Raw genomic sequence first — 21965 nt, 5'->3', positions numbered from 1 at the left:
ACCCCCCGGTCCGGGGCTACCCACCCGGACCGCTTCTCTCCAGAGATGCACGGCGTCGTGGACGACCTGTTCGCGCTTGGGCATCGTACGCGTCCGCGTTGAGGTGTGCGGCGCACAGCTCGAGCCATTCGATGTGCGCGCGGATCGACAGACGCGAGGCCTCGAGAGCGAGAAACTTCGCGGACTCGACGGTCGTGTCCGCGTCCTCGAATTCGCGAGTGAGGTCGGCGACCAGATCGAGCTCGCGGGCGTAGACGGCGCGCTCGACGAGGACCCCCTCGAGGATCTCCTCCAGGCAGGCCCGCCCGCCGACGGCGAGCCTCCCCAGGATTTGGTTGCGTGCGGGCCCGGGGGGCCTCGTCGGTCTAACCTCTGCGCTTCGCCATCGTGCGAGCTCGGCCTCGCCTTCCGCTGTGATCGCAACGGGCCAGCGCTCGTGGCCGCCCCGTTGGTTCGTCTCCGGAGGAAGCTCCTCGACCCATCGCTGACGGCGCAGTCGGTCGAGCACCTGATAGACCTGCCCGACGTTTACGCACCACACCGGTCCGAGCAGACCGTCAAGGCGTTGTTTCAGGCGGTAGCCGTGGTCGGCGCCGTCCTGCAGCAGCGTGAGGATCGCGTGCTGGAGCATGACGGCCGGTACCGCGAACCGGTTCGCCTGTGCAACGACTGTAAGGTCTCGACGAGTGACGTCGACCTGCGCTTGCCATGCACCAGATCGATGCAGTGTAGCTAGTTCAGATTCGTGGAGTCTCGCGCCGGCGGCGGACCTCTGGGACGAACTCCCGCAGCATGGCATAGGCGGCCCAGAGGAGGAGAACGTCTCCGATGCTCACGATCCGGAGCGCCTTCACGGCACTTTCGTGTCGTTCTCGTTACGCCTGCTTCGCCGCGATCCTCTCGGCGCGTTTCAGGAGATTCATCGCGCCAAGCTTTTCGCACATCGGTGCGAAGTGCTCGCTCGGACCCTGCCAGTGCCAGTCGTCCACCGATCGTCCGACCGGCGCGTCCGTCCGAAGCGTCGCGAGCTGCTTAAACAACATGGCGTCTTCACGCCCCTCGGCCAACGCGTCTGCGAGGCGCGCTGCGCTGCGGGGCTTGACCTTCCACGTCTCGACGTCGTCGGGGATGTTTTCGAGATGTCCGTAGCGGGCCAGCACGGTGGCCGCCGATTTGGCGCCCCATCCGGGAAGGCCGGGAAAGCCGTCGGCGGTATCGCCGACTAGAGCCAGGTAGTCCGTGATCGATTCGGGGGGGACGCCGAACTTCTCGACGACGCCCTTCGTGTCACTGATGACGTTCTTGCGGCGATCCATCAGAACGACCCGGCTTCCTTCGACGCACTGCGCGAGATCCTTGTCGGGCGTGCAGATGAAGACCTTCTTCACGCGGGAATCGGCGCTCGCGACCGCCGCGGCCGACGCGAGTCCGTCGTCCGCTTCGAACTCCACCATCGGCCACACGGCGATGCCGAGGGCGCCCAGGAGATTCTCGAGCGGATGGAACTGCTCCAGGAGCGTGGGCTCCATGCCTTCGCCGGTCTTGTAGCCCTCCCACATGTCATTCCGGAACGATTCCACGACGTGATCGGTCGCCACGCCGAGGTGGGTAGCGCCGTTCTCGAGCATCATGACGACCGAGCCCACCACACCGCGGGCCGCGGCCATCTCGTTTCCGTCGGCATCGAGATGGGAGGGCAGGGCGAAGAAGTGTCGGAAGAGCTCGTACGTTCCGTCGACGAGGTGGACCTGCATGGACTTCACCCCCAGTTGCGTATCACGACCCAGTACAAACCGAGACCGAGGATGGCCGCCGATCCGGTCTCTGCGACGCGGATGTACCAACGGCCGTCCCCGAGCCGAGCGAGCGCTCGTAGCGCCGGCCAGAGGAGCACCACGACTGCGAGCTGTCCGAGCTCGACGCCAACGTTGAAGCCAAGAAGGGCGGGAACCAAACGGCTCGTCGGCAACTCGATCTCCATCAAGATCCCGGCGAACCCGAACCCGTGAACGAGCCCGAACGCGAACGCGACGATTGCCCGCAACAGGCCGCCCGAGCCGGCGGAGGTCTGAAGGAGGCCGAAATGGCAGGCGGAGAACACGGCTAGCCCGGTCCACGCGAGCGCCGAGAGCACGCCGCTTCCCGCGATGGCGAGGACGGCGGCGATCAGGAGGCCGCCGGTTACCGCGTACGGGATCGAACGTGTCTTCCCGCCGAGCAGCCAGCCGTTCTCGGCGGCGACGAGTGCGATAGAGAAGCCGATCAGGATCTCGACGGCGGCGGCTTCCGGCCGCACGACGCCGAGCACAGCCAGAGCGAGCGTGATGCTGTGGGCAATGGTGAACGAGGTGACGAGAGTCGCGACCTCGCGGAAAGATGTCGAGAGAATGAGGAGCGCCGCGACGAACGCGAGGTGATCCCAGCCGGCGAGGATGTGTTCGATTCCCACAACGACGTAGCCGGAGAACGACGTGCCGACGGATTCCTCCTCGCCGGGGGCGAGCGACCAGGTCGGTGCGGCCGGCACGAGCACGCGCTCGAGGACGCCGGCCTCCGGGTCACTCACGCGCGCGAAGTGTAGGTGCGAGGAGAGAACGTCGGCCAGAATCGTGCTCTCGATTCGCCGGGAGTCCTCACTCGGACAGGTGGCCTCCCACCGAAACACGGCCCACCCGGGTGCCGTGGCCTCCACGCGTGTGGCGTTCGACGGCGCGCAGATCTCATCGCCGGCAAACAGCCGTAGGTGCTGTGTGAGGTAGCTCGGCCAGTCGTGTTCCGGGGGGAAGCGGGTCAGTTCCAACAAGGGGAGCCGGACCCGCACCTGCGCGCCGCCGTCCGTCATCCGGAAGCGGGAGTAGGACGCGCTCTTCGTGTGCGCGTCGGCCAGTGCCGGCAGCAGGACGGCGATCGCGAGGAGGACCGAGGCGATCCGGAGTGCTGGCCGCGAGCGGATCCTCATGGCGCCTCCGGCAGTGCCGTGACTCCCGGTTTGATGCGCACGTCCGCGGTGGCGCGGAGCTGGTCGAGGTAGGAACGCAGCGCATTGTCGCCGGCCCGGCGGAGCATCTCGGCCCGGACTTGGGGTTCGACCTCGTCGAGTGGAGGCGTCCGGGCCGGATCGCGATCGATCATCCGAAGCACGTACCAGCTGCGCCCGCCCTTCACGGGCTCGCTCACGCCGCCTACGTCGAGCGTCAGCGCACGCTTGGTCGGCGTGGGGCCGAGGTACTCCCGGAGTTTCGTTGCCGGGAGCAGGCCGTTGGGAACCGGGACCACCCACGCATCCGCGAGCTCGGTCTCGACCTGCGCGGAGTCGTCGCCGGCCTGGAGTCGTTCTGCGGCGGCGGTGGCGCGCGCACGGACGTCCGCGTCTTCTTCTCCGTCTCGTTTGGCGAAGCGAAGCGGTCGCACGTGCAGCCGCCCCGTGCGTGCGAAGTATCCGCCATTCTCGGCGAAGAATTCCTCGACGTCGCTCATCGAAGGTTCCTCCGGCTGCGCATCGGCGACGATCGAGTCGATCATGGAGGACACGAGCAGTGAGCGGACGCGGCGATCGTGCTCGTCGACCCCGAGTTCTCTCGCACGCTGCACGAGGAGCTCTTCTTCGATCATTCGGTTCAGAACGTGTGTCCGCTCCGCTTCGCCGATTGGATTCTTGCTGTCGGCGGCGAGGAGGCCGACGGCCCGCTCGAACGCTTCCTCTTCGATCACCGCGCCCTCGATCACCGCGGCGGTTCCCGGCGGGACGTCGGCGTCGAATCGAGGTCCGGGACGGACGATGGCGGCGACAGCGAGGAGCAGGCCCACGGCAGCGCCGATCGCGAGAAGCCGTCTTGCACGAAGGGAGTCCTGCGTTTCGGTCATCCCGCCATCTAACCCCGAAGATCTCATCGGCGCTAGCCGGTTCGCGGGCTCTGGCGCACACACCGGCGCGAGTCCTAAGGTAGTGCCATGTCGGAGCTTCTGAAGACCGGGCGGCCGCTGGGAATGAGCTACTGGCCCTTGCCCGAGGATGCCCCGGATGTCGATCTCGTCCAGGAGGAGATCCGACTCCTCACGCCGGACGGGATGCTCGTCCGGGGGATGTTGTGGACACCGGCCGGGAAGCAGCCGAAGACGGCTGTCCTCCTGGCCCACCCGCGCGGGGACTTCACCGTGCACTACGCCTGTCCTCTGCTCGCGGCGGCGGGGTTTGCCGTTCTGGGTTTTTCGACCCGGTATCTGAACAACGACGCGGACTGCCTCCACGAGAAGTGCGTGATCGACGTGGAGACCGCCGTGGCCGAGATGCGACGGCGCGGCGCCGAGAAGGTGGTGTTGTTCGGCAACAGCGGCGGCGGCTCGCTGATGGCGCTGGCTCAGGCAGAGACCGGCTGCGGAGATGCGTGGGTAGGCGTCGCCGCGCACCCCGGCGAGGGCGTGTTCATGGGGCAGGTGATCGATCCGTCGGTCGCCGATGAGGACGATCCCCACTCGGTCGTCCCCGAACTCGACATGTACGATCCGCGCAACGGGTGGAAGCCGTGGCCGGAACCGGCGACGTACGACCGCGGATGGCTCGAGAACTATCGCGCGGCCCAGCGCGACCGCATCGAGCGGATCGACACCATCGCGCGCGACGCGATCGCCGCGGCCGACGCCGCGCGTCGCGGTGGCCGCGACCTGCCCAAAGGCAGCGACGAGTGGCGGGAGGCACGGCGCCGTGGTCTGCACACGCCGTACCTCACGATCTACCGGACGCTCGCGAACCCGGTGTACCTCGATCCGACGATCGACCCGGACGACCGGCCTCTCGGCTCTCTGTTCGCCTTCCCCGACCCGTTCGAAGCGAACTACTTCGGGCGGTTCGGCTTGGCGCGCGTCATGACGCCTTACGGTTGGCTGTCGACATGGTCGAGTCTGTCGTCGTCGGCGAAGCTCGCCGACACGATGCCCAAGGTCACCTGCCCGGTGCTACTCATCCATCCGACGGCCGACACCGAGATCCGCACCTGGCAGGCCCGCGAGGTGCGCGACCGAGCCGGAAGCGACGACGTGACGTACCACGAGCTCGAAGGCGCGCTGCACTACCTGGAAGGACACCGAAAGCCGGCGATGGAGCTCGTCGTCAGCTGGCTGAGGGAACGCTTCTCGTGAGCGATACGACCGACAACCCCCGACTCGGAGAGCCTTTCGCGGAAGCGCTCGCCTACGCGGCCCGCCTGCACATTCGGCAGACGCGAAAGGCGAAGGAGACGCCGTACATCGCGCATCTCCTGGGCGTCGCGAGTCTTGCCCTCGACGCGGGCGCCGACGAGGACGAAGCGATCGCTGCCGTCCTGCATGACGCCGTGGAAGATCAGGGCGGGGAGCCGACGCGCGTCGAGATCGAGAAGCGGTTCGGCGCGCACGTCGCGTCACTGGTGGTGGCGCTCTCCGACAGTCTCGTCGACACGAGTGATGGGGCGAATAAGGAGCCGTGGCAGGTTCGGAAGGATCGCTACATCGAGCATCTGCGGACGGCGGAGCCGTCGGTTCGACTGCTCGCGGCGTGTGACAAGCTGCACAACCTGCGCGAGCTCGTCGAGGATCACCGTCGGCTCGGAGACGAAGTGTGGGAGCACTTCAGTGCTGGGCCGGAGAAGCAGCTCTGGTTCTACCGCACCGTCGTCGGTATTCTCGCCGATGGGAAGGAGGGCCCGCTGTTCGGTCGTCTCCGAGCAGCGCTGGCCGACTTCGAGAGCCTGGTCGAGGGCGCTTAGCTCGAGCGCAGCAGCTTGTAGATCGGTGCGAAGCGCTCCAGGGTCGAATCTGGGAGCGGAACGAGATCGCCCAGGAGTCTGGATCCCCAAATGATCTGCGCCGTTCGCTCGACCAGGTGCGCGACCTTCATCGCATTCTCGATGTCTTTGCCGACGGTGAGCAGGCCGTGGTTCGCCATCAAGACGGCGCCACGGTCCTCGACCCAGCGAGCGACTTCGTCGCCGAGCTCGTCGCTGCCGGTCATCTTGTACTCGGCGACCGGGACTTCGCCGCCGACGAAGACGTCAAACTCCTCGATGACGCACGGGATCGGTTGCCGGGTGACGGCGAACATCGTCGCGAACATCGCATGCGAATGGATGACGCCGCCGAGGTCGTCGTGGGCGCGAAGGCAAGCGAGGTGTAGGGCCTTCTCGGTGGTGGGGGATCGTTCCCCTTCGAGCACGTTGCCGTCGAGGTCGATGACTACGAGGTCTTCGAGCTTCATCTCCTCGTAGTCGAGCGACGACGGCGTCATGATGACGTTGCCGTCGGGGAGGCGCGCGGAGAGATTCCCCGCGGTCCCTTCGACGAGCCCGGTCCGCAACATTTCTTTGGCGGTTCGGAGAACGGCCGCCTTCACTTCTTCCGCGCTTCGTTGGACCTTGGCCACGATTGCGAACCCTAGCCTCCCCCTCGAGGAACGCCACCTACCGGAAGGTCAGGCTTGCGGCCGGTCGGCGGGGAGCACGACTTCGAAGCGGGAGCCTTCGCCTTCGGTGCTCTGGGCGTGGACGGAGCCTCCGAGTCGTTCGGTGGCGCGGCGGGCGATGTGAAGTCCGAGCCCGACGCCGGCGTACCGACGGGCGGTCGATCCGTCGGCCTGGCGGAACGCTTCGAAGATGGTCGGGAGCGCTTCTCTCTCGATGCCGACGCCGGTGTCTTTCACGACGAGGACGACCTCCGTGCCCCGGCGCTTCGCGCTCAGCGAGACCACGCCTTCCGGGGTGAACTTGAGGCCGTTGCTGAGGAGGCTCTTGAGAATCAACTTGAGCTTGGTGCGGTCGGAATGGACGCGCGCGACGTCGGGAGCGATTCGGCGTTCGATCTCGACGGCCGCATCGCGCTGCGTCACGCGAACTTCCTTTTCCGCCTCGTCGGCGAGTTCCGCGAGATCGATGTCTTCGAGGTGGACCGGGACCTGGCCGTCGTCCAGCCGGGTGAGCTGGAGCGCGGCTTCACTCAGTTCGAGCAAGGATCGTGCTCCGAATTGGATCCGATTCATCCCGTCGTGTTGATCGGCGCTGAGCTCGCCGAACTCTCCGTCGAGGAAGAGGTCGGCGAAGCCGAGGACGACGTGAATGGGTGTGCGCAGCTCGTGGGAGACCGTGGCGACGAATTCGCTCTTGAGTCGGCTCGCCTCGCCGAGTTGGCCGACGAGCCGTGCGTTCTCGATGGCGAGCGACGCCAGTTGTCCGAGTCGTGCGGCCAATCGCTCGTCGACCTCGGTGAAGGGCTCGTCGCTGCGGCGGCACGCGGTCTGAAATCCGATCCGCTTGTCGCCGTGGCGGAGCGAGATCTGCAGGAGCTGACAGACCCCCAATCGCTTGGCCAACAAGGCGAGCGGGGCGACGGCATGTTCGCGAAAGTCGACCTGAGAGACGGCGACGTTCTCGCCGCGTGCGACGGCGCCGACGAAGGCCGTGCGGGGGAGGCGCATGTTCCGGATGGCCTCCGTGTTCTCCTTGGTGTCGCCGTGGGACGCGGCGGCTCTGTAGGACTCGTCTTCTTCCTGCCAGAAGATCGTGTGGCTCGCATCGCAATCGAGGAGTTCGACGGTCAGGCGGCACAAGCGGTCGAGCGTCTCCGGAAGGTCGAGGGATGTGATCAGACCCTGGCCGGCCCGCGCGAGGGCGCTGTCGATCTGAGCGCTCGCGTTCTCTTGCGCGCGGCGCATGTCGTCTCGCCGCCGCTCGGTGATGTCGGTCTGGGAAACGACGGCGCCGCCCGGGCTCGGGTAGGCGGATAGGGACAGCCACACGGTCTGGTCGGAACGCCGGACCGGGTACTCGATTTCGAATCGATCTCGCGTGCCGGCGAGCAGCTCGCCGATTCCGAGGTTCAGGGTGGATCCGACGAGCGGCTCGGTGGCGTCGCCCGCCCACCCGGAGAGCAGCGTCTCGCCGACAGCGGGATGTCCGAACTCTTTCCAGGATCGATTCGTCTCGAGGATCATGCCGCGGTCGTCGATCGACGCGATGTGGATCGGTAGCGCGTCGATGATGTTCCATTTTGAGCGAAGGCTCGTGGGGGAAAACGCCGGGGACAGGTTGGCCAGGGTCAAGAAGGTGCCTCCTCACGCAGCTCGAGCCAGTGGAACGCGACCACGACCAGGGCGTGCGAGATCAAACCGGTGCGGATGAGTTCCGGGATCCGGGTGAGAGGTTCGAGAACTACTTCGGTCTCTTCGGTGCCGTCGAACGAAGGGGTGGCGCGTTTCTCCGCGCCCCGTGCGAGGAAGGTGTGACAATGGTTCGCCTGGATCGCCGGATTGGGATGGATGGAGCCGAGGGGGATGATGTCGTCCGAGCCGAACCCGGTCTCTTCGAGCATCTCGCGACCTGCGGCGACCTGGGGGGACGCGTCGGTCGGGTCGATCATCCCGCCGGGAATCTCGAGGGTGAAGTCTTCGATCCCGTGTCGGTACTGGCGGATCAGGACGACCTCGTCGTCGTTCGTGAGGGGAATGACGTTCACCCAGTCGCAGGCTTCCAGGACGAAGAAGTCGTGTTCACGCCCCGTGCGGGGCGAACGGCTTCTTTGACGCAGCACGTCAAAGACCCGTGTTCGATACACCTTCGACAGCCCCAGGCGCACCCACGGCAACAGCCCCGTACTCTCCCCCGACATCAGCCTCCCCCGAGCCCGTTCATACTAAGCCCCTGCCGGGAGGACGCAAATGCCTAAGGCGGCAGAAAAGCTCCCCGAACCCGGGACGTCGGCGAAAAGGGACGCGACCCATGGCCTCTGTTAGGGGGCAGATGAGAATGGCGGTTGTCGTGGAGAGTCGGGTGGGGTCGGGGTTGGCCGTATGAGAGCAGCGCTCGTAAGCGCGCTGTACCTGCCCGAGTTCCAGGGAGGAGCCACGGTCGTCTGCCGACGGCTCGCTGCCGAACTCGTTGCCCTCGGACACGGCTGTACCGTCTTCAGTGGCCGGACCACCGCGGACGAACCGCTCGGCGCCGTGGCCCGTGGGCGCGTCGATGCAGCCGACACGTATCGGGTGAACGTGGGAGGCGCTCTTCTGCCTTGGGCCCGCGATGGATACTGGAACCCGGTCGCTACCGAGGCCTTCGCGGGCTTCCTTGCAGAAACCCGCCCGGATGTCGTGCACGTGCACAGTCTGCAAGGGCTCGGTGCCGGAGTGATCGGCGCGGCGCGGGCCGCTGGTGCGCCCGTCGTCGTCACGATGCACGACTGGTGGTGGCTTTGTCCGTGCCTCTTCCGGTTGTCGCCCGAGGGGGAGATCTGCCCGAAGCACGTGCGGCCGAAGAGCTGCTCGGGCATCTCGGAGATCGACTTCACGGCACGCCGTGCGACCTTGGAGGCCGCTCTGTCGGACGTCGCGCGCATCGTCGTGCCGTCTGCGTTTTTGCGCGAGAGCCTGATCGAGAACGGGTTCGAGGGTGTGAGGGTCGTCGTTCACGAGAATGGAGTGCCGATGCCGGCGTCGGTCGCGCGCGCGGCCGGGGCGGGACCCGGCCCGACCCGGTTCGTGTTCGTCGGAGGGGCAGGGAATCGCGCGAAAGGACTCGACGTATTGCTCACCGCGGCGGCGTCGCTCGACGAGGACTTCGTTCTCGACGCGTACTCTGTGGACGGCAGTGAAGCGGAGAAGTGGTCGACGGCTCTGGGCGCGCGGCTTCGCTGCCATCCGCCGTTCTCGGCGGACCAGTTGGATGACGTCCTCTCGGCGGCCGACGTAGTTGTCGTCCCGTCCATCATGCGGGAGTCGTTCTCGTTGGTGACGCGCGAGGCGCTCGCGCGGGGTCGGCCCGTGATGACGTCGGATTGCGGTGGCCCGCAAGAGGTGGTGACCGACGGGCAGAACGGCCTGGTCGTGCCGTCCAACTCCGTCGGCGCGCTGGCGAGCGCCCTGCGGCGGCTTGCGGCCGATCGGGAAGAGGTGCGTGCGTTGGCTTCGCGAACGTCGCTGGAGCCGGTCTCGGTTCGCGCGCACGCGCAAGCGAGTGAGGCGCTCTATCGCGAAGTCGTGCGCGAAGCCGGGGGGCCACGCCCCTCGGCGGCGCGACGACGTCTCGCTGGGCGCCGAGTGTTGTTCCTCACCGGGATGGACGGCGCACCGCTACGCTATCGCGCGTGGAACTTGCTGGAACGCCTGGCCCTCGCGGGAATGCAGGGGGACGTCCTCTATCACTCGGACCTTCGCGCGGTCGCTGCGGCCCGAGCCGCCGAGCTGATCGTACTGTATCGAGCGCCGTTCAGCGCCACCGTCGCACGCGTCGTTCGCGAAGCGAGGGCGCGCGCGGTTCCGGTGCTGTTCTCGAGTGACGACTTCGTTTTTCGCGCGGACGACCTGGCCGACGCGCCGGCGCTGCAGCATCCGGATCCGCAGGTCGTCGACGGCTACCGGCAGAGCGTGGAGGGGCACGCTCGGTGCTTGGATGCGGCCGACGGATTTCTTGGAAGCACACCGGAACTCGCGGACGGCGCACGAGATCTCGGGCATCCCTCGTACTGTCTAGCCAACGGCCTCTCTGATCATCTGCTCGGGCTGCGTTCGCCGGTCGCAAGGGGCGCGGCCGACGGGCCCGTCAGGATCGGTTACGCCTCGGGTACGGACACGCACGATGCGGATCTCGCGATGGTCGCCCCGGCACTAGCGGATGTGCTCGGGCGATTCCCGCAGACGGTCTTGGCTCTCGGCGGGCCCGTCGCGACGCCGACCGTCCTGGAACCGTTCGAGGGCCAGATCGAGCGGTGGCCGTTCGTCCCGTGGAACGAACTGCCGGCCCGGCTCGCCACGCTCGACGTGAACCTCGCGCCGCTGGATACGTCGCGACCGTTCAACCTCGGCAAGAGCGAGGTGAAGCTCCTCGAGGCCGCGGCGGTGGGTGTACCCACGCTGGCGAGTGATGCACCGGCGTTCGTTCGGGGGAGCCGAGGTGGGCGCGTCGCGGTGCTTTGCAAGGACGAAACCGAATGGCGGGACGGGCTGGCCCGCCTCGTGTCGGAACCCGCACTCCGCCAGTCCCTCGGTGACTCCGCCCGACGCGATGTTCGGCGTCGGTATGGGGCGAACGGGCAGGTGGACGACCTCGTGGGGATCCTCACTGAAGTCTTCGATCGTGGTTCGAGAGGGGAACGTCCGCTTCCCGAACCGATCGTTCTCGAGGCCGGAGACGGTTCGGAAGTCGCTATCGAGCCGGGGCGGTCGCTTTTCGATCAGTACCAACTCGAGGCCGAGTCCGGTGGTCCGTTGCGTCCCGGAGCCGAAGTGGAGCAGGGATTCGTCTGCGAACGCGACGGTCTCACGCGCGTCGACGTGCGGGTGGGCACGTACGCGCGCACGAATTCGCACGATGTTCACTTTTCCCTGCAGGACGAGGCCGGGAAGACGTTGGCGGAGCGCTCGTATCCCGCCGAGCACTTCGTGGATCGTCGCTTCGTCGGATTGGAGCTCGATGAACCTCAGCCTGACTCCGCCGGACGCACTGTGACGTTTCGTGCGAGCGCGCCGGGCGCGCAGGAGAGCAACGAGATCCTCCTGTGGCATGCTCCGTCCGAGATGGGTGGCCTCACAATCGGCGGGCAGGAACAGTCGGGTAGAGCTCTTTCGTTCCGTGCCTTCGCCGAGCCCGCCGGAAGTGGCTCATGAAGGTCTTGATTTCCTCTTGGGACCGCATCGGGGAACGGATGGCCGGCTCGGCGATCCGCTCGCTCGAGATGGCGCGATCGCTCGCGCGCGCCGGGCATGTAGTCACCCTTGCGGCTCCGGCCGGAAGCACGCTCGAACCCGAGACGCGCCTCGAGCTCGCACTCGTCGACGGTGACGACGGACTCCGCCGTTTCATCGAGCGGGCAGACGTCGTGGTGGTTTCCGGACGCACCGAGCTCATGACGGCCGTCGGGAAGCCTCTCGTCGTGGATCTCTACGACCCTTTCGTGTTGTCGAACCTCGACCTGTTCGGCGGAGACTTCAACAAGGCGGGCGGCAAAGCTCTGCTGTCGCTCCGCTGGTTGCAACATCATCTGGAGAACGGCGACTTCTTCATCTGCGCGAGTGAGGCGCAGCGGAGCTTCTGGCTCGGCATGCTCACCGCGGCCGGGCGGGTGAATCGGGCGAACTACGAGACGGATCCGGTGTTGGAGCGACTGCTCGCCGTCGTCCCGTTCGGGGTGCCAGACGCGGTTCCGGAGAAGGGTCATCCCCAGGTCATCAAAGGGGTCGTTCCCGGAATCGGGAAAGAAGACTCGGTCGTCTTGTGGGCCGGCGGGATGTGGAACTGGGTCGACCCGCTCACGTTGATTCGGGCAACGGCCAAACTGCGTGAGACGCGCACCGATGTGAAGACCCTGATTCTCGGCGGACGCCATCCGAACCCCGAAATCGGTGAGATGGAGATGGCGCAGCAGGCGCGTGCACTCGCCGCCGAGCTTGGCCTTCTCGACCAGGGGGTGACGTTCCTCGATTGGGTGCCCTACGAGGAGCGCCATCGTTGGATCCTCGACTCCGACGTCGGGGTGAGCCTGCATCGCCGCGGAGTCGAATCGGAGTTCGCGTTCCGGACCCGCCTCTTGGACTACCTGTGGTGCGGCCGACCGATGGTGGTGACCGAGGGCGACGATCTCGCGACCGTCGTCGGCGAGAAGCGCTTGGGGCGCGTCGTGGCGCCCGATGACGTCGATGCGGTCGCGAGTGCTCTGGCCGAGGTCCTGGGCGAACCCGAGGACGCCGGACGGGCGGAGCGTTTCGCCGAGGCGCGGTGGGACTTTCGTTGGTCGAGAGTGGTCGAGCCGTTGGTCGAGTTCTGCCGGGCGCCGCGACGTGCGGCGGATCGCGCCGGCGACGCGTGGCTCGTCCCCGACGCGAGCCGTGACGACGTCCCCCGAAAGGAGCAGGCCCTCGTCGCTGAGGAGTTCACCAGCAGCGCTCGCGTACTCTCGGACGCGATCGGCCCGACGTACACGCCGAGGCAGCGCTTCACCGCCCGATACGATCGCCTCTGCCAGGTCGATGTTCTCGTCTGGTTCGATCCACCGCTCGACGGTTCGACGCTCGCCTTCGAGATCTCGGATCCCGCGGAACCGGGGGCCCCTCTCGCGCGCGTCGTCGTTCCGGCGGCCCAGCTCGCGCGCGACGGCTGGCAGCGCTTCGAGTTCCGACCGATGGCGCGCTCGCGAGACCGAGAGTTCGAGATCCGCCTTCAGCTGGAGCATGCGCCGGGCGAATGGGGTCAGCGGGGCCGGATCTGCGTGTGGCGCTGCGCCGGTGAGGGCGTGGCTCCGGGGGAGGGCGACAAGATCGCGTTTCTCGTGCGCTACCTGATCGCGGGCGTGGAAGAGGAGATGCCCGTCGACGCCGACGAGTTTCTCTTTCTTCACAACACGACGCTTCCGGTCGGCTCCCGCGAAGACGGTCTGGGCGACCGAGCCTGGATCGAGGCGGGGCCTCCCGTCGAGGACGTCGACGGCCTTCGGGCATCACTTGCGCGTCTCGCCGTGCGCGCCGAAGCGGTCGAGATGCGGGCCGAGCGGTTGGAGAACGACCGAGCCGAGGCGGCAAGAGAGGCCGCAAGTGTGGTGGCCGAGCAAGTCCTCGACGACGTGAAGTACTTCCGTGGCCTCGCTCGCGAGATGAAGAACGCGGTCGTCCGTGTGGCTCGCGTGGTGAAGCGCTCGTTCATGACCCTGCTCACCCTGCCGCTCACGGCTGTGGCGGCCGGCGTCTCTGTGGTGGTCGGCCTCGCGCTCGTGCTTGGAGACCTGATTCCGGTGCGCCGACGCGGCGATGGCCTGGCGCCCGCCGCGAACGGCGTTGATCCGAGCGACGCGGTTTCGGTCGTGATCCCGACCTGGAATGGCCGAGAGTTGCTCGACATGAGCCTCCCTCCGCTCGTCGAGGCGCTCCGCCGGCACGGCAACCCGGATGATGAGATTCTCGTCGTCGACAACGGCAGCGAGGACGGCACCGTCGAGTATCTCGCTGGACGAGCCGCCGAGTTCCCGGGCCTGCGCGTGATCCCTCTCGATCGCAACGAGGGCTACGGTGGCGCCACGAACAAGGGGGCCTTGCAGGCAAAGAACCCGGCGCTCCTCTTCCTGAACAACGACATGGTCGTCGAGCCGGACTTCGTGCAGCCGCTTCTCGATGTCTTCGGCGAAGAGCCCAATGTGTTCGGGGTCTCGTGTCAGATCGACTTCATCGACCCGAACCGGCCCCGCTGGGAGACCGGGAAGGTGCACGCGGAGCTGCGCAACGGCCTCGTTCGCTTGTTCCACCTCGACCGGTTCGACGAGGACAAGGTCTACCCGGTGTTCTTCGCGGGTGGAGGCGCGTCGGCGTACGATCGCGATCGCTTCGTTGCGCTCGGCGGGTTCGACGAGGCGGTGTACTCGCCGGTCTACATCGAAGACGTCGACCTCGGGTACCGCGCCTGGAAGCGCGGGTGGCCGTCGCTGCTCGCACCGAAGAGTCGGGTGCACCACAAGCATCGCGGGACGACCCGGCGTCTCTGGAGCGAAGGAGTCATTCATTCCTTCTTTTTGAAGAACCTCGCGGCTTTGCTCTGGAAGAACGTGAGTTCGTGGAAGCTGCTGTCGTCCCATCTCCTCGGGATTCTGATCCTGCCGGAGAAGGCACGCCGGGAGCAGGGCGGGTGGTCCGCACTCGCGACGCTCAAGGGGCTCGCGCGTCAGGTCCCCGTGGTGATGCGCGCCCGTCGGCGGGAGCGAGCCCTGCCGCGGGTTCTCAGCGACGAGGACATCTTCAATGTCTCGCGCTTCCGGCACGTGTATCGCGCGCGGTTCCATCCGGGCGAGACGCACGGGGAGGCGCGGCCGCAGGTCTTGGTCGTCTCGCCATACAGCCCGGCGCCGGCCGTCCACGGTGGCGCCGTTCGGATGCTCAATCTGATTCGCGAGATGAAGAAGCGGTGTGACGTCACGCTGATCTCCTTCACCGATACACCGGCCGAGTCGGCTCCGGAGAGTCTGGCCGAGTTGGAAGCGCTCTGCCGCGATGTGGTGCTGATGCCGCGCGATCTCCATAGCGCCGGGGAACGTCTTCTCCCGCTTGCGATGCACGGCTTCTTTTCCGAGCGCATGTTCGAGATGATCGAGATCTGGCTCGAGAAGCGCGCCTTCGACGTCGTGCAGATCGAGTACACGAACATGGCACACTACCTGCCTCCGCCTTGCCCGGGGATGCTTCGCGTCCTGGTCGAGCACGATGTGAGCTTCATCGCCGCCGAGCGTGCGCGGGAGAACGAAGGATCGCTCATGCGCCGGGCGGCGCTCTGGGTCGACGGCCTTCGTACGCTTCGCCACGAAGTGAAATCGGTCGAGCAGGCGGACCGCGTGCTCACGATGAGCGAGAACGATCGCGAGACTCTCGCTCGCTTCGTCGATCCGGAGCCTTTGTCCGTCGTGCCGAACGGTGTTTCGTGTCGAGAATTCAGGTTCGCGCCGCAGGAGGCCGAACCGGCGACGGTCCTGTTCGTCGGGTTCTTTCGCCACGAGCCGAACGTCACCGCCGTGCTGCATTTCGCGAAGGAGGTCCTGCCGCGCATCCGCGAGAGGGTTCCAAACGCGATCTTCCGCGTGGTCGGTGCCTATCCGCCGGCTTCCATCCGGGAGCTCGCCGACCACGACGCGGGAATCGAGATCGCCGGCATGGTTCCGGAGACGGCGTCCCACTACCGGCGCGCGACGGTTTTCGTCGCCCCCATTCTCGTCGGCTCGGGAACGCGCCTCAAGATCCTCGAGGCCATGGCGAGCGGCTGCCCGGTGGTGTCGACGACCGTGGGCGCCGAGGGGCTCGGAGCGGGCGAGGGCGAGATCCAGATCGCGGACGATCCCGCGGCGTTCGCCTCCTCCGTTGCGCGCTTGATCGAGGATCGCGGCCGTCGCGAGGCACTCGCGCAGTCGGCTCGGACGTTCGCCGAGGAGAACTACGACTGGCCGGTCATCGCGCGACGGTTGTTCGATGCGTATGGGTGGGAGAGGCCGCGAGAGCCGTCCGATGCCTAATCTCCTCTCCTACATCCGGCCCTTCCAGTACGACCGGATCTCCCGGATTATCGTCGTCGAGACGGGCCCCGCACGCCTCGTGGCGGGGGTCCTCGAAGAGCTCCGGGAGCTCTTTCCCGACGCACACACCGAGGTCCTTCTTCGCGAGGAAGATGAGGGACTCGCGGGTTCCCTCCAGGCGAATCGGGTTCGGATCGTGCGCTTCGCAGAGCGAGCGGATCTCGTGCGGGAGCTGCGCAAGGAATCGTTCGACCTTGTCGTTCTCCAACTCAGCCAGGGCGGATCCGAAGGGCTCCGGACGATGCCGTTCGTCCTCCGGGCCCGAGCCGGGATGGTCTTCAACGACAGCCTCGACCACTTCCCGCTAAACGTGTTCCGACTTCGGGATCTGGCCAACCACTTTGGTCTGGGCTCGCAGGGGATGGGGATCTTCCTCGCGCCGCTGCTGTTCGTTTTTCTGCTTCTGTCGACGACAAGGATCCGTATTCGCGGCTGGTGGCGTCGATTGCGCCGCGTCGGCCGGCGGACGACACCGGGCGTGGCGTCGAAGGGGCCCGGTCCTGCACAACGGGACGAGCTCGATCGCGATCGCGCCACCGCGGGGTCGGAGAGGGCCTAATGGCGCGCGTCACGCTGTACACGAAGGACGGCTGTGTACACTGTGATCGTCAGCGCGACCTCCTGCGCGGAAGCGACGATCGCGTGGAAGAAGTGAATCTTACCCAGTCGCCGCAGGCGATGAACGAGCTTTTGAAGCTGACCGGTGGTCGTCCGATCGTGCCGGTGATCGTGCGTGGTGCACGGATCGAGGTCGCACCAGACGGCGGCAGCGAAGTCTGAGAACCCCAATCGCCTGCGCTGGCGGGACCCTGTAGTATCCAGGAACTGATGATATCGGTCGGGACGACGACCGGCTGGGTTCGCGGGCTGGTTCTCGTACTGGCCTACGCACTGTCCTCCCTGATTCCTGTGGGTGATCCTAGGCAATACGCGGCTCGTTCAGCGGCGGGTCTCGGGCGATAAGGGCCTCGAACGTCTTCTCGGGGAAATTGATACCGCGACGTCGCGCGCGAGCGATCTCGTCGATCAGATCCTGACGTTTGCACGTGTCCGCGACGTCGGTGACGAGCGGGCGGAGTTCTGCGGAGTCGTCCGCGAGACGTTGGCTCTCGTGGAGCGGGTCGCCGGACCCGACCTCCACGTGACCCGAGATCTCCCGAGCGAGGAGCTTTGGGTTCCAGGGAACCGTTCGCAGCTCGGGCAGGTCGTGATGAACCTCTGCACCAACGGCTTGGGGGCCATGCCGCAGGGTGGGAGTCTCCGCGTGCGAGTGGCCCTGGCGGACGAGGCGCCGGCGTTGGTCCTCCAGGTGGAAGACTCCGGCCACGGCACCGCGCCGGCACAAGAGACCGCAGACACCGCCGCAACGTCGCCGCGGCCCGCAGGGGCCGTGAACGGGGAGGAGATCCTGGTCGTCGATGATGAGCCGCAGGTCCTACAAGTGATGGCGGAGATCCTGCTTGACGCCGGTTACCGCGTCACCAGCTCCGAGAGCGGGACGGAGGCGCTCGAGCTGCTTCGGGAAGCGCACGTCCTAGTGCCGAACCTCCCGGCGATCATCGTGAGTGGCTACCACGACCCGCTCGGGCCGGCTCCGGAGACGAGCGTGATCTTGCGCAAGCCCGTCGAGCTGGCAACTCTGAGCGCGCGCGTTCAGCAGTCCTTGTCGCGGGCGTAGCTTCCCCCCGCCTTCGGAACGCGATACCCAGGGGAAACGCACTAGGAACTCAGGAGCCGCGATGGAGTACACGGCCAAAGACAAACGGATCTATCTTCGCCTCGGCGACCGGGTCACGCACATGTGCCACGAGGAGTGGGGCGAGGGCGCGGTGGTCGAGGAGCGCACGTCGATCGTCCCGGGCGGTACGTGCCTCGTCCGTTTGCTCTTCGAGGACGGGCAGCAGCGCACCTTCAACAACGACCTCGATCACGAGCAGTGCTGCTACTTTTTCGGGCTTCGCAGGAAGTGGTCCTTGGACCCCTCCCAGTGGGAGCCGGCCCGAGCCGAGCATCGGGGTGGTCGCAAGCGACGGATTACCGACCGGTAATCGCATCAGCGCTGCCGGTCGTGTAGCGTCTCGGACTCGGCCACTCGGGCCGCACCTAACTGGACTTTGCAGAGGAGGCCCCGTGGAAATTCGAGACCTGAATGAGGACGAGCAACTGGCGCTCGTAGGCTTGATCGAGTTCATTGCGGAGTCGAACGCCACGATCAGCGAAGAAGAACAGGAAGAGATCAGCGGTCTCGTGGAGGAATTCGGGGCCGAGAAGTACCGGGCCCTGGTCGACGCCGTGGACGAGAAATTCGGCAACGAAGAGGCGCTGCGGGCCTTCCTCAGGGGAATCGAGCGGCAGGAGGCCCGGGATTTGATTTTCGGGCTCGGCCTCGAGACCGCTCTCTCCGACCCCGAGAACCTCAATCACTCCGACATGCTCGACTGGCTGCGGGGCGAGTGGAACGTCTCGGTGGAGATCAGCTCCACCTAACGCTCCACGGTCGTACCATCGGGTCGGTTTGAAACCGCGTTTGTCGGTTGGTACCCGCGCAAGATGGAATACCGCGCGTCGCTGAACCTACCACGCACGAGCTTTCCGATGCGTGCGAATGCGTCGCGGCGGGAGCCCGAGCAGTTGGCCCGTTGGGAGACGGACGATCTGTACGAGAGCATGCTCGCTCTACGGAAGGACGCGCCCGTCTTCGTCCTTCACGATGGCCCCCCGTACGCGAACGGCAACATGCACATGGGGCACGTCCTGAACCGAGTCTTGAAGGACGTCATCGTCAAGTACAAGCACCTCGCGGGATTCCGGACGCCCTACGTCCCCGGGTGGGACTGCCACGGACTTCCGATCGAGCTGCAGGTCGAGAAGAAGATCGGCCGCAAGAAGAAGGCCGAGATGTCCACAGTGGATGTCCGCAAGCTGTGCGACGAGTTCGCGCGCAAGTTCGTCGATATCCAGCGCACGGAGGTCCGTCGGCTCGGGGTCGTCGGCGACTGGGACAATCCGTACCTCACGCTCGCCCCCGACTACGAGGCGCAGGAGATCCGCGAGCTCGGACGTCTGGCGACGGGCGGCTCCCTGTATCGCAAGAAGAAGCCGGTGTACTGGTGCTCGTCCTGCGCGACCGCGCTCGCCGAGGCCGAAGTCGAGTACGAGGACAAGCGCTCGTCCAGCATCTACGTCCGCTTCCCCGCCGTCGACGTCGCGCGACTTGCCGAGGCGGCCGATGCCGGTGCCGAAGCTCTGGCCGCGCACGATCCGAAGCGCGTGTCGCTCGTCGCCTGGACGACTACTCCCTGGACTCTCCCCGCGAACATGGCGCTCTCGCTCAACCCGGACTTCGACTACGTCGGGCTGCGGGTCGGTGACGAGATCCTGGTGGTGGCTGAAGGCCTGGCCGATGCATTCCTGGCGGCCGCGGGGCTCACCGAGAGTGGTGAGCGTCTCCGTCTTTCCGCCTCGCGACTCGAAGGGGCGACGCTCCATCACCCGTGGATCGATCGCCAGGTCCCGGTGGTTCTGGGTGACCACGTCACACTCGAGAGCGGCACGGGGATCGTTCACACGGCGCCGGGTCACGGTCACGAGGATTACATCGTCGGAACCCGGTACGGTCTCGACGTCTACTGCCCCGTCGACGGGTACGGACGCTTCACCGACGAAGTGCCGGAGTTCGCCGGACAGCGCGTCTTCGACGCCGATCCGGCCGTCATCGAGACGCTGGCGAAGGCGGGGACGCTGGTGGCCCAGTCGAGCCTCGATCACAGCTACCCGCATTGCTGGCGCTGCAAGAAGGCTCTGATCTACCGGGCGACCGAGCAGTGGTTCGTCTCGATGGAGGTCGGCGATCTGCGCAAGAACGCCCTCGAGGCGATCGACGCCGTCCAGTGGGTTCCGCCCTGGGGCCGGGAGCGCATCTACGGCATGATCGAAGGGCGTCCGGATTGGTGCATCTCCCGCCAGCGGGTCTGGGGCGTGCCGATCACCGCTTTCTTCTGCGAGAAGTGCGACGAGGTCCATTTCGACGACACGCTGGCTGCACACGTCGCGGCGATCGTCGAGAAGGAAGGCTCCAACGCGTGGTTCGCTCGCCCGGCCGCTGAGTTGCTGCCCGACGGGTACAAGTGCAAGTGCGGAAGTGACTCCTTCACCAAGGAGAAGGACATCCTCGACGTCTGGTTCGATTCGGGGGTCAGCCACGCGGCTGTGCTCGAGCGCCGCGAGGGTCTCCGGTCACCGGCCGATTTGTATCTCGAGGGCTCCGACCAACATCGTGGTTGGTTCCACACTTCGTTGCTGACGTCCGTCGCGAACCGGGGTGCTGCGCCCTACAAGGCGTGCCTGACCCACGGCTTCATCTTGGACGGCAAAGGCCACAAGATGTCGAAGTCGGGCGGGAACGCGATGGCGCCCGATCAGATCTTGAAGGAGTTGGGTGCCGACGTTCTACGGCTCTGGGCGGCGGCTGAGGACTACCGAAACGACGTTCGCATGTCGAAGGAGATCATCTCGCAGTTGGTCGAGTCCTATCGGCGCCTGCGAAACACGTCACGCTTTCTCCTGGGCAATCTCGGCGACTTCGATCCCTCGAAGCATGTGGTTGCCCCGGCCGACATGCCGGAGCTGGAACGCTGGGCCCTCGGCCGACTCGCTCGCGTCGAGACCCGCGCCAAGGAGGCGTACGACGCGTACGAGTTCCACTCGGTCTATCACCTCCTGAACAACTACTGCGCCGTCGACCTCAGCGCGCTCTACCTCGATGTCGTGAAGGACCGTTGTTACTGCGGCGGGACCGACGATCTGGGACGCCGCGCGTCGCAGACCGTGATGTGGCACATTGTGCGCGCGCTCGCGGGGCTCTCCGCACCCATCCTCTCGTTCCTGGCCGAAGACGTCTGGGCGGCGACGCCGCATCTGCCGGAAGAACCCGAGAGCATCTTCCTGGTGGACTTCCCGGCGCCCGAGGTCGATTGGGCAGATGAAACCTTGGCGCAACGCTTCGATACGATGCTTCAGGTTCGCTCGGCGGTCACGAAGGCCATCGAGGAGGAGCGCAAAGAAGGCCGCATCGGCCACTCGCTCGAGGCCCACGTCCACCTGGACGCTGACGGGGACCTGGGCCGTCTGCTGCACGCCGAGGAGGAGTTCCTCCCCGAGTTCTTCATCGCGTCGCGGGTCTCTTTCGGCGGGATGGAATGCCCCGCGAGCACGCTCGAGGGCCTTCGGGTAGGCATCGCGCGCGTGTCCGGCGAGAAGTGCGACCGCTGCTGGATGTACTTCGAGGAGTTGGGCGCCGAGCCCGAGTATCCGGGCACGTGCGCGCGTTGTGCCGAAGTTCTGGTACAATCCGGGTTCAAAGAAGAAGCATGACCACCGCAGCGAAATCCGCAGAGACTCCCGTCGCCGAGGCGTCGGGGGTGGGGAAATACATCCTGGTCGCGAGCATTGCGCTCGTGATCGTCGTTTTCGATCAGATCACCAAGATCTGGATCGACGCGGATATGAAGCTCTACCAGTCGATTCCCATTCTCGACGGGGTTTTCAATCTCACCTACGTGCGCAATACCGGTGCTGCGTTCAGCATGTTCGCCGACATGTCCGAGACCTACAGGGTGCCGTTCTTTGCCAGCGTGGCCGTCGTGGCGGTTCTGGCGATCCTGTATTTCGTGTACTCGACTCCGCCGTCCCAGAAGGTGGTCCTGATCGCGTGCGGCTTCGTGTTGGGTGGGGCGCTGGGGAATCTGATCGATCGTGTCACCTACGGCTCGGTGATCGACTTCCTGGACGTGTACTACGGCGACTGGCACTGGCCGGCGTTCAACGTCGCGGACTCCTTCATCTCGACTGGGGTCGTTCTCCTCCTGCTCAGCTCGGTCTTCACCAAAGATTGATCCTCGCTCGGGCGAGGA

At 66.2% G+C, this 21965-nt stretch carries 18 protein-coding genes; 11 read left to right on the top strand and 7 right to left on the bottom strand.

Annotated features, from left to right (window positions below; translation table 11 throughout):
- Window positions 1-16: 16 nt before the first annotated feature.
- From P8R42_15115 to P8R42_15100, 4 genes are all read right to left on the bottom strand, one after another.
- Window positions 17-631, bottom strand: coding sequence for a PadR family transcriptional regulator (locus P8R42_15115; protein MDG2305945.1), 615 nt, complete (start codon window positions 629-631; stop codon window positions 17-19).
- Window positions 632-875: 244 nt separating this feature from the next.
- Window positions 876-1754 (bottom strand): 5'-3' exonuclease H3TH domain-containing protein, encoded by an 879-nt coding sequence (locus P8R42_15110; protein MDG2305944.1) that lies wholly within the window; start codon window positions 1752-1754, stop codon window positions 876-878.
- Between the two features lie 5 nt (window positions 1755-1759).
- Entirely contained in the window at window positions 1760-2959 is a 1200-nt protein-coding gene (locus P8R42_15105) for a HupE/UreJ family protein (GenBank protein ID MDG2305943.1), read from the bottom strand.
- Entirely contained in the window at window positions 2956-3864 is a 909-nt protein-coding gene (locus tag P8R42_15100) for a peptidylprolyl isomerase (protein ID MDG2305942.1), read from the bottom strand. The genes P8R42_15105 and P8R42_15100 overlap by 4 nt, the downstream gene beginning before the upstream one ends.
- Before the next feature lie 87 nt (window positions 3865-3951).
- Between P8R42_15100 and P8R42_15095 the strand changes: the two genes are divergently transcribed.
- Both P8R42_15095 and P8R42_15090 read left to right on the top strand, forming a co-directional pair.
- Window positions 3952-5136 carry an alpha/beta hydrolase gene (locus tag P8R42_15095; protein MDG2305941.1) on the top strand — a complete coding sequence of 395 codons (1185 nt, stop codon included), beginning with the start codon at window positions 3952-3954 and terminating at the stop codon, window positions 5134-5136.
- Window positions 5133-5741 carry an HD domain-containing protein gene (locus P8R42_15090; GenBank protein ID MDG2305940.1) on the top strand — a complete coding sequence of 203 codons (609 nt, stop codon included), beginning with the start codon at window positions 5133-5135 and terminating at the stop codon, window positions 5739-5741. Before P8R42_15095 ends, P8R42_15090 begins: the two co-directional genes overlap by 4 nt.
- Here P8R42_15090 and P8R42_15085 read toward each other — a convergent pair.
- Genes P8R42_15085 through P8R42_15075 form a run of 3 tightly spaced genes read right to left on the bottom strand, consistent with a single transcriptional unit; the run spans window position 5738 to window position 8631 of the window.
- A complete protein-coding gene (locus P8R42_15085) occupies window positions 5738-6394 on the bottom strand; it encodes a class II aldolase/adducin family protein (protein ID MDG2305939.1) in 657 nt (218 codons plus the stop codon). The two genes, P8R42_15090 and P8R42_15085, sit on opposite strands and share 4 nt — an antisense overlap.
- 48 nt (window positions 6395-6442) lie before the next feature.
- Entirely contained in the window at window positions 6443-8065 is a 1623-nt protein-coding gene (locus P8R42_15080) for a HAMP domain-containing sensor histidine kinase (GenBank protein ID MDG2305938.1), read from the bottom strand.
- The gene (locus P8R42_15075; GenBank protein ID MDG2305937.1) at window positions 8062-8631 is read right to left on the bottom strand and encodes an NUDIX hydrolase; all 570 of its coding nucleotides are present in this window, start codon (window positions 8629-8631) and stop codon (window positions 8062-8064) included. Before P8R42_15075 ends, P8R42_15080 begins: the two co-directional genes overlap by 4 nt.
- Before the next feature lie 181 nt (window positions 8632-8812).
- On the opposite strand from P8R42_15075, the gene P8R42_15070 reads away from it, so the two are divergent.
- From P8R42_15070 to lspA, 9 genes are all read left to right on the top strand, one after another.
- Window positions 8813-11620, top strand: a complete 2808-nt coding sequence (locus P8R42_15070; protein ID MDG2305936.1) for a glycosyltransferase — start codon at window positions 8813-8815, stop codon at window positions 11618-11620.
- Window positions 11617-15993 (top strand): glycosyltransferase, encoded by a 4377-nt coding sequence (locus P8R42_15065; protein MDG2305935.1) that lies wholly within the window; start codon window positions 11617-11619, stop codon window positions 15991-15993. Before P8R42_15070 ends, P8R42_15065 begins: the two co-directional genes overlap by 4 nt.
- Entirely contained in the window at window positions 15986-16612 is a 627-nt protein-coding gene (locus tag P8R42_15060; GenBank protein MDG2305934.1) for a hypothetical protein, read from the top strand. The genes P8R42_15065 and P8R42_15060 overlap by 8 nt, the downstream gene beginning before the upstream one ends.
- Window positions 16612-16833: a glutaredoxin family protein gene (locus P8R42_15055; protein MDG2305933.1), complete on the top strand. Its 222-nt coding sequence runs from the start codon at window positions 16612-16614 to the stop codon at window positions 16831-16833. Before P8R42_15060 ends, P8R42_15055 begins: the two co-directional genes overlap by 1 nt.
- A gap of 133 nt (window positions 16834-16966) precedes the next feature.
- Window positions 16967-17731, top strand: coding sequence for a hypothetical protein (locus tag P8R42_15050; GenBank protein MDG2305932.1), 765 nt, complete (start codon window positions 16967-16969; stop codon window positions 17729-17731).
- Window positions 17732-17792: 61 nt separating this feature from the next.
- The gene (locus tag P8R42_15045) at window positions 17793-18101 is read left to right on the top strand and encodes a hypothetical protein (GenBank protein MDG2305931.1); all 309 of its coding nucleotides are present in this window, start codon (window positions 17793-17795) and stop codon (window positions 18099-18101) included.
- Between the two features lie 82 nt (window positions 18102-18183).
- On the top strand, window positions 18184-18540 hold the full coding sequence (locus tag P8R42_15040; protein MDG2305930.1) for a hypothetical protein: 357 nt from the start codon (window positions 18184-18186) through the stop codon (window positions 18538-18540).
- Window positions 18541-18603: 63 nt separating this feature from the next.
- Window positions 18604-21426, top strand: a complete 2823-nt coding sequence (ileS, locus tag P8R42_15035; protein MDG2305929.1) for an isoleucine--tRNA ligase — start codon at window positions 18604-18606, stop codon at window positions 21424-21426.
- Complete coding sequence (gene lspA / locus P8R42_15030) at window positions 21423-21947, top strand: signal peptidase II (GenBank protein MDG2305928.1); 525 nt, start codon at window positions 21423-21425, stop codon at window positions 21945-21947. Before ileS ends, lspA begins: the two co-directional genes overlap by 4 nt.
- The last annotated feature ends 18 nt before the right edge of the window (window positions 21948-21965 follow it).

The organism is Candidatus Binatia bacterium (assembly GCA_029243485.1).
In the GTDB taxonomy this organism is placed as follows: domain Bacteria; phylum Desulfobacterota; class Binatia; order UBA12015; family UBA12015; genus VGTG01.
Note: the sequence above shows the minus strand (reverse complement) of the source record. Positions and strands in the feature narration are given on the sequence as shown.

What these genes read in the sequence shown, in the direction of transcription:
- P8R42_15055 (MDG2305933.1), top strand. Translation starts at nt 16,612, where the DNA reads ATGGCGCGCGTCACGCTGTACACGAAGGACGGCTGTGTACACTGTGAT.
- P8R42_15065 (MDG2305935.1), top strand. Translation starts at nt 11,617, where the DNA reads ATGAAGGTCTTGATTTCCTCTTGGGACCGCATCGGGGAACGGATGGCC.
- P8R42_15110 (MDG2305944.1), bottom strand. Translation starts at nt 1,754, where the DNA reads ATGCAGGTCCACCTCGTCGACGGAACGTACGAGCTCTTCCGACACTTC.
- P8R42_15105 (MDG2305943.1), bottom strand. Translation starts at nt 2,959, where the DNA reads ATGAGGATCCGCTCGCGGCCAGCACTCCGGATCGCCTCGGTCCTCCTC.
- ileS (MDG2305929.1), top strand. Translation starts at nt 18,604, where the DNA reads ATGGAATACCGCGCGTCGCTGAACCTACCACGCACGAGCTTTCCGATG.
- P8R42_15115 (MDG2305945.1), bottom strand. Translation starts at nt 631, where the DNA reads ATGCTCCAGCACGCGATCCTCACGCTGCTGCAGGACGGCGCCGACCAC.
- P8R42_15095 (MDG2305941.1), top strand. Translation starts at nt 3,952, where the DNA reads ATGTCGGAGCTTCTGAAGACCGGGCGGCCGCTGGGAATGAGCTACTGG.
- lspA (MDG2305928.1), top strand. Translation starts at nt 21,423, where the DNA reads ATGACCACCGCAGCGAAATCCGCAGAGACTCCCGTCGCCGAGGCGTCG.
- P8R42_15100 (MDG2305942.1), bottom strand. Translation starts at nt 3,864, where the DNA reads ATGACCGAAACGCAGGACTCCCTTCGTGCAAGACGGCTTCTCGCGATC.
- P8R42_15060 (MDG2305934.1), top strand. Translation starts at nt 15,986, where the DNA reads ATGCCTAATCTCCTCTCCTACATCCGGCCCTTCCAGTACGACCGGATC.
- P8R42_15075 (MDG2305937.1), bottom strand. Translation starts at nt 8,631, where the DNA reads ATGTCGGGGGAGAGTACGGGGCTGTTGCCGTGGGTGCGCCTGGGGCTG.
- P8R42_15070 (MDG2305936.1), top strand. Translation starts at nt 8,813, where the DNA reads ATGAGAGCAGCGCTCGTAAGCGCGCTGTACCTGCCCGAGTTCCAGGGA.
- P8R42_15045 (MDG2305931.1), top strand. Translation starts at nt 17,793, where the DNA reads ATGGAGTACACGGCCAAAGACAAACGGATCTATCTTCGCCTCGGCGAC.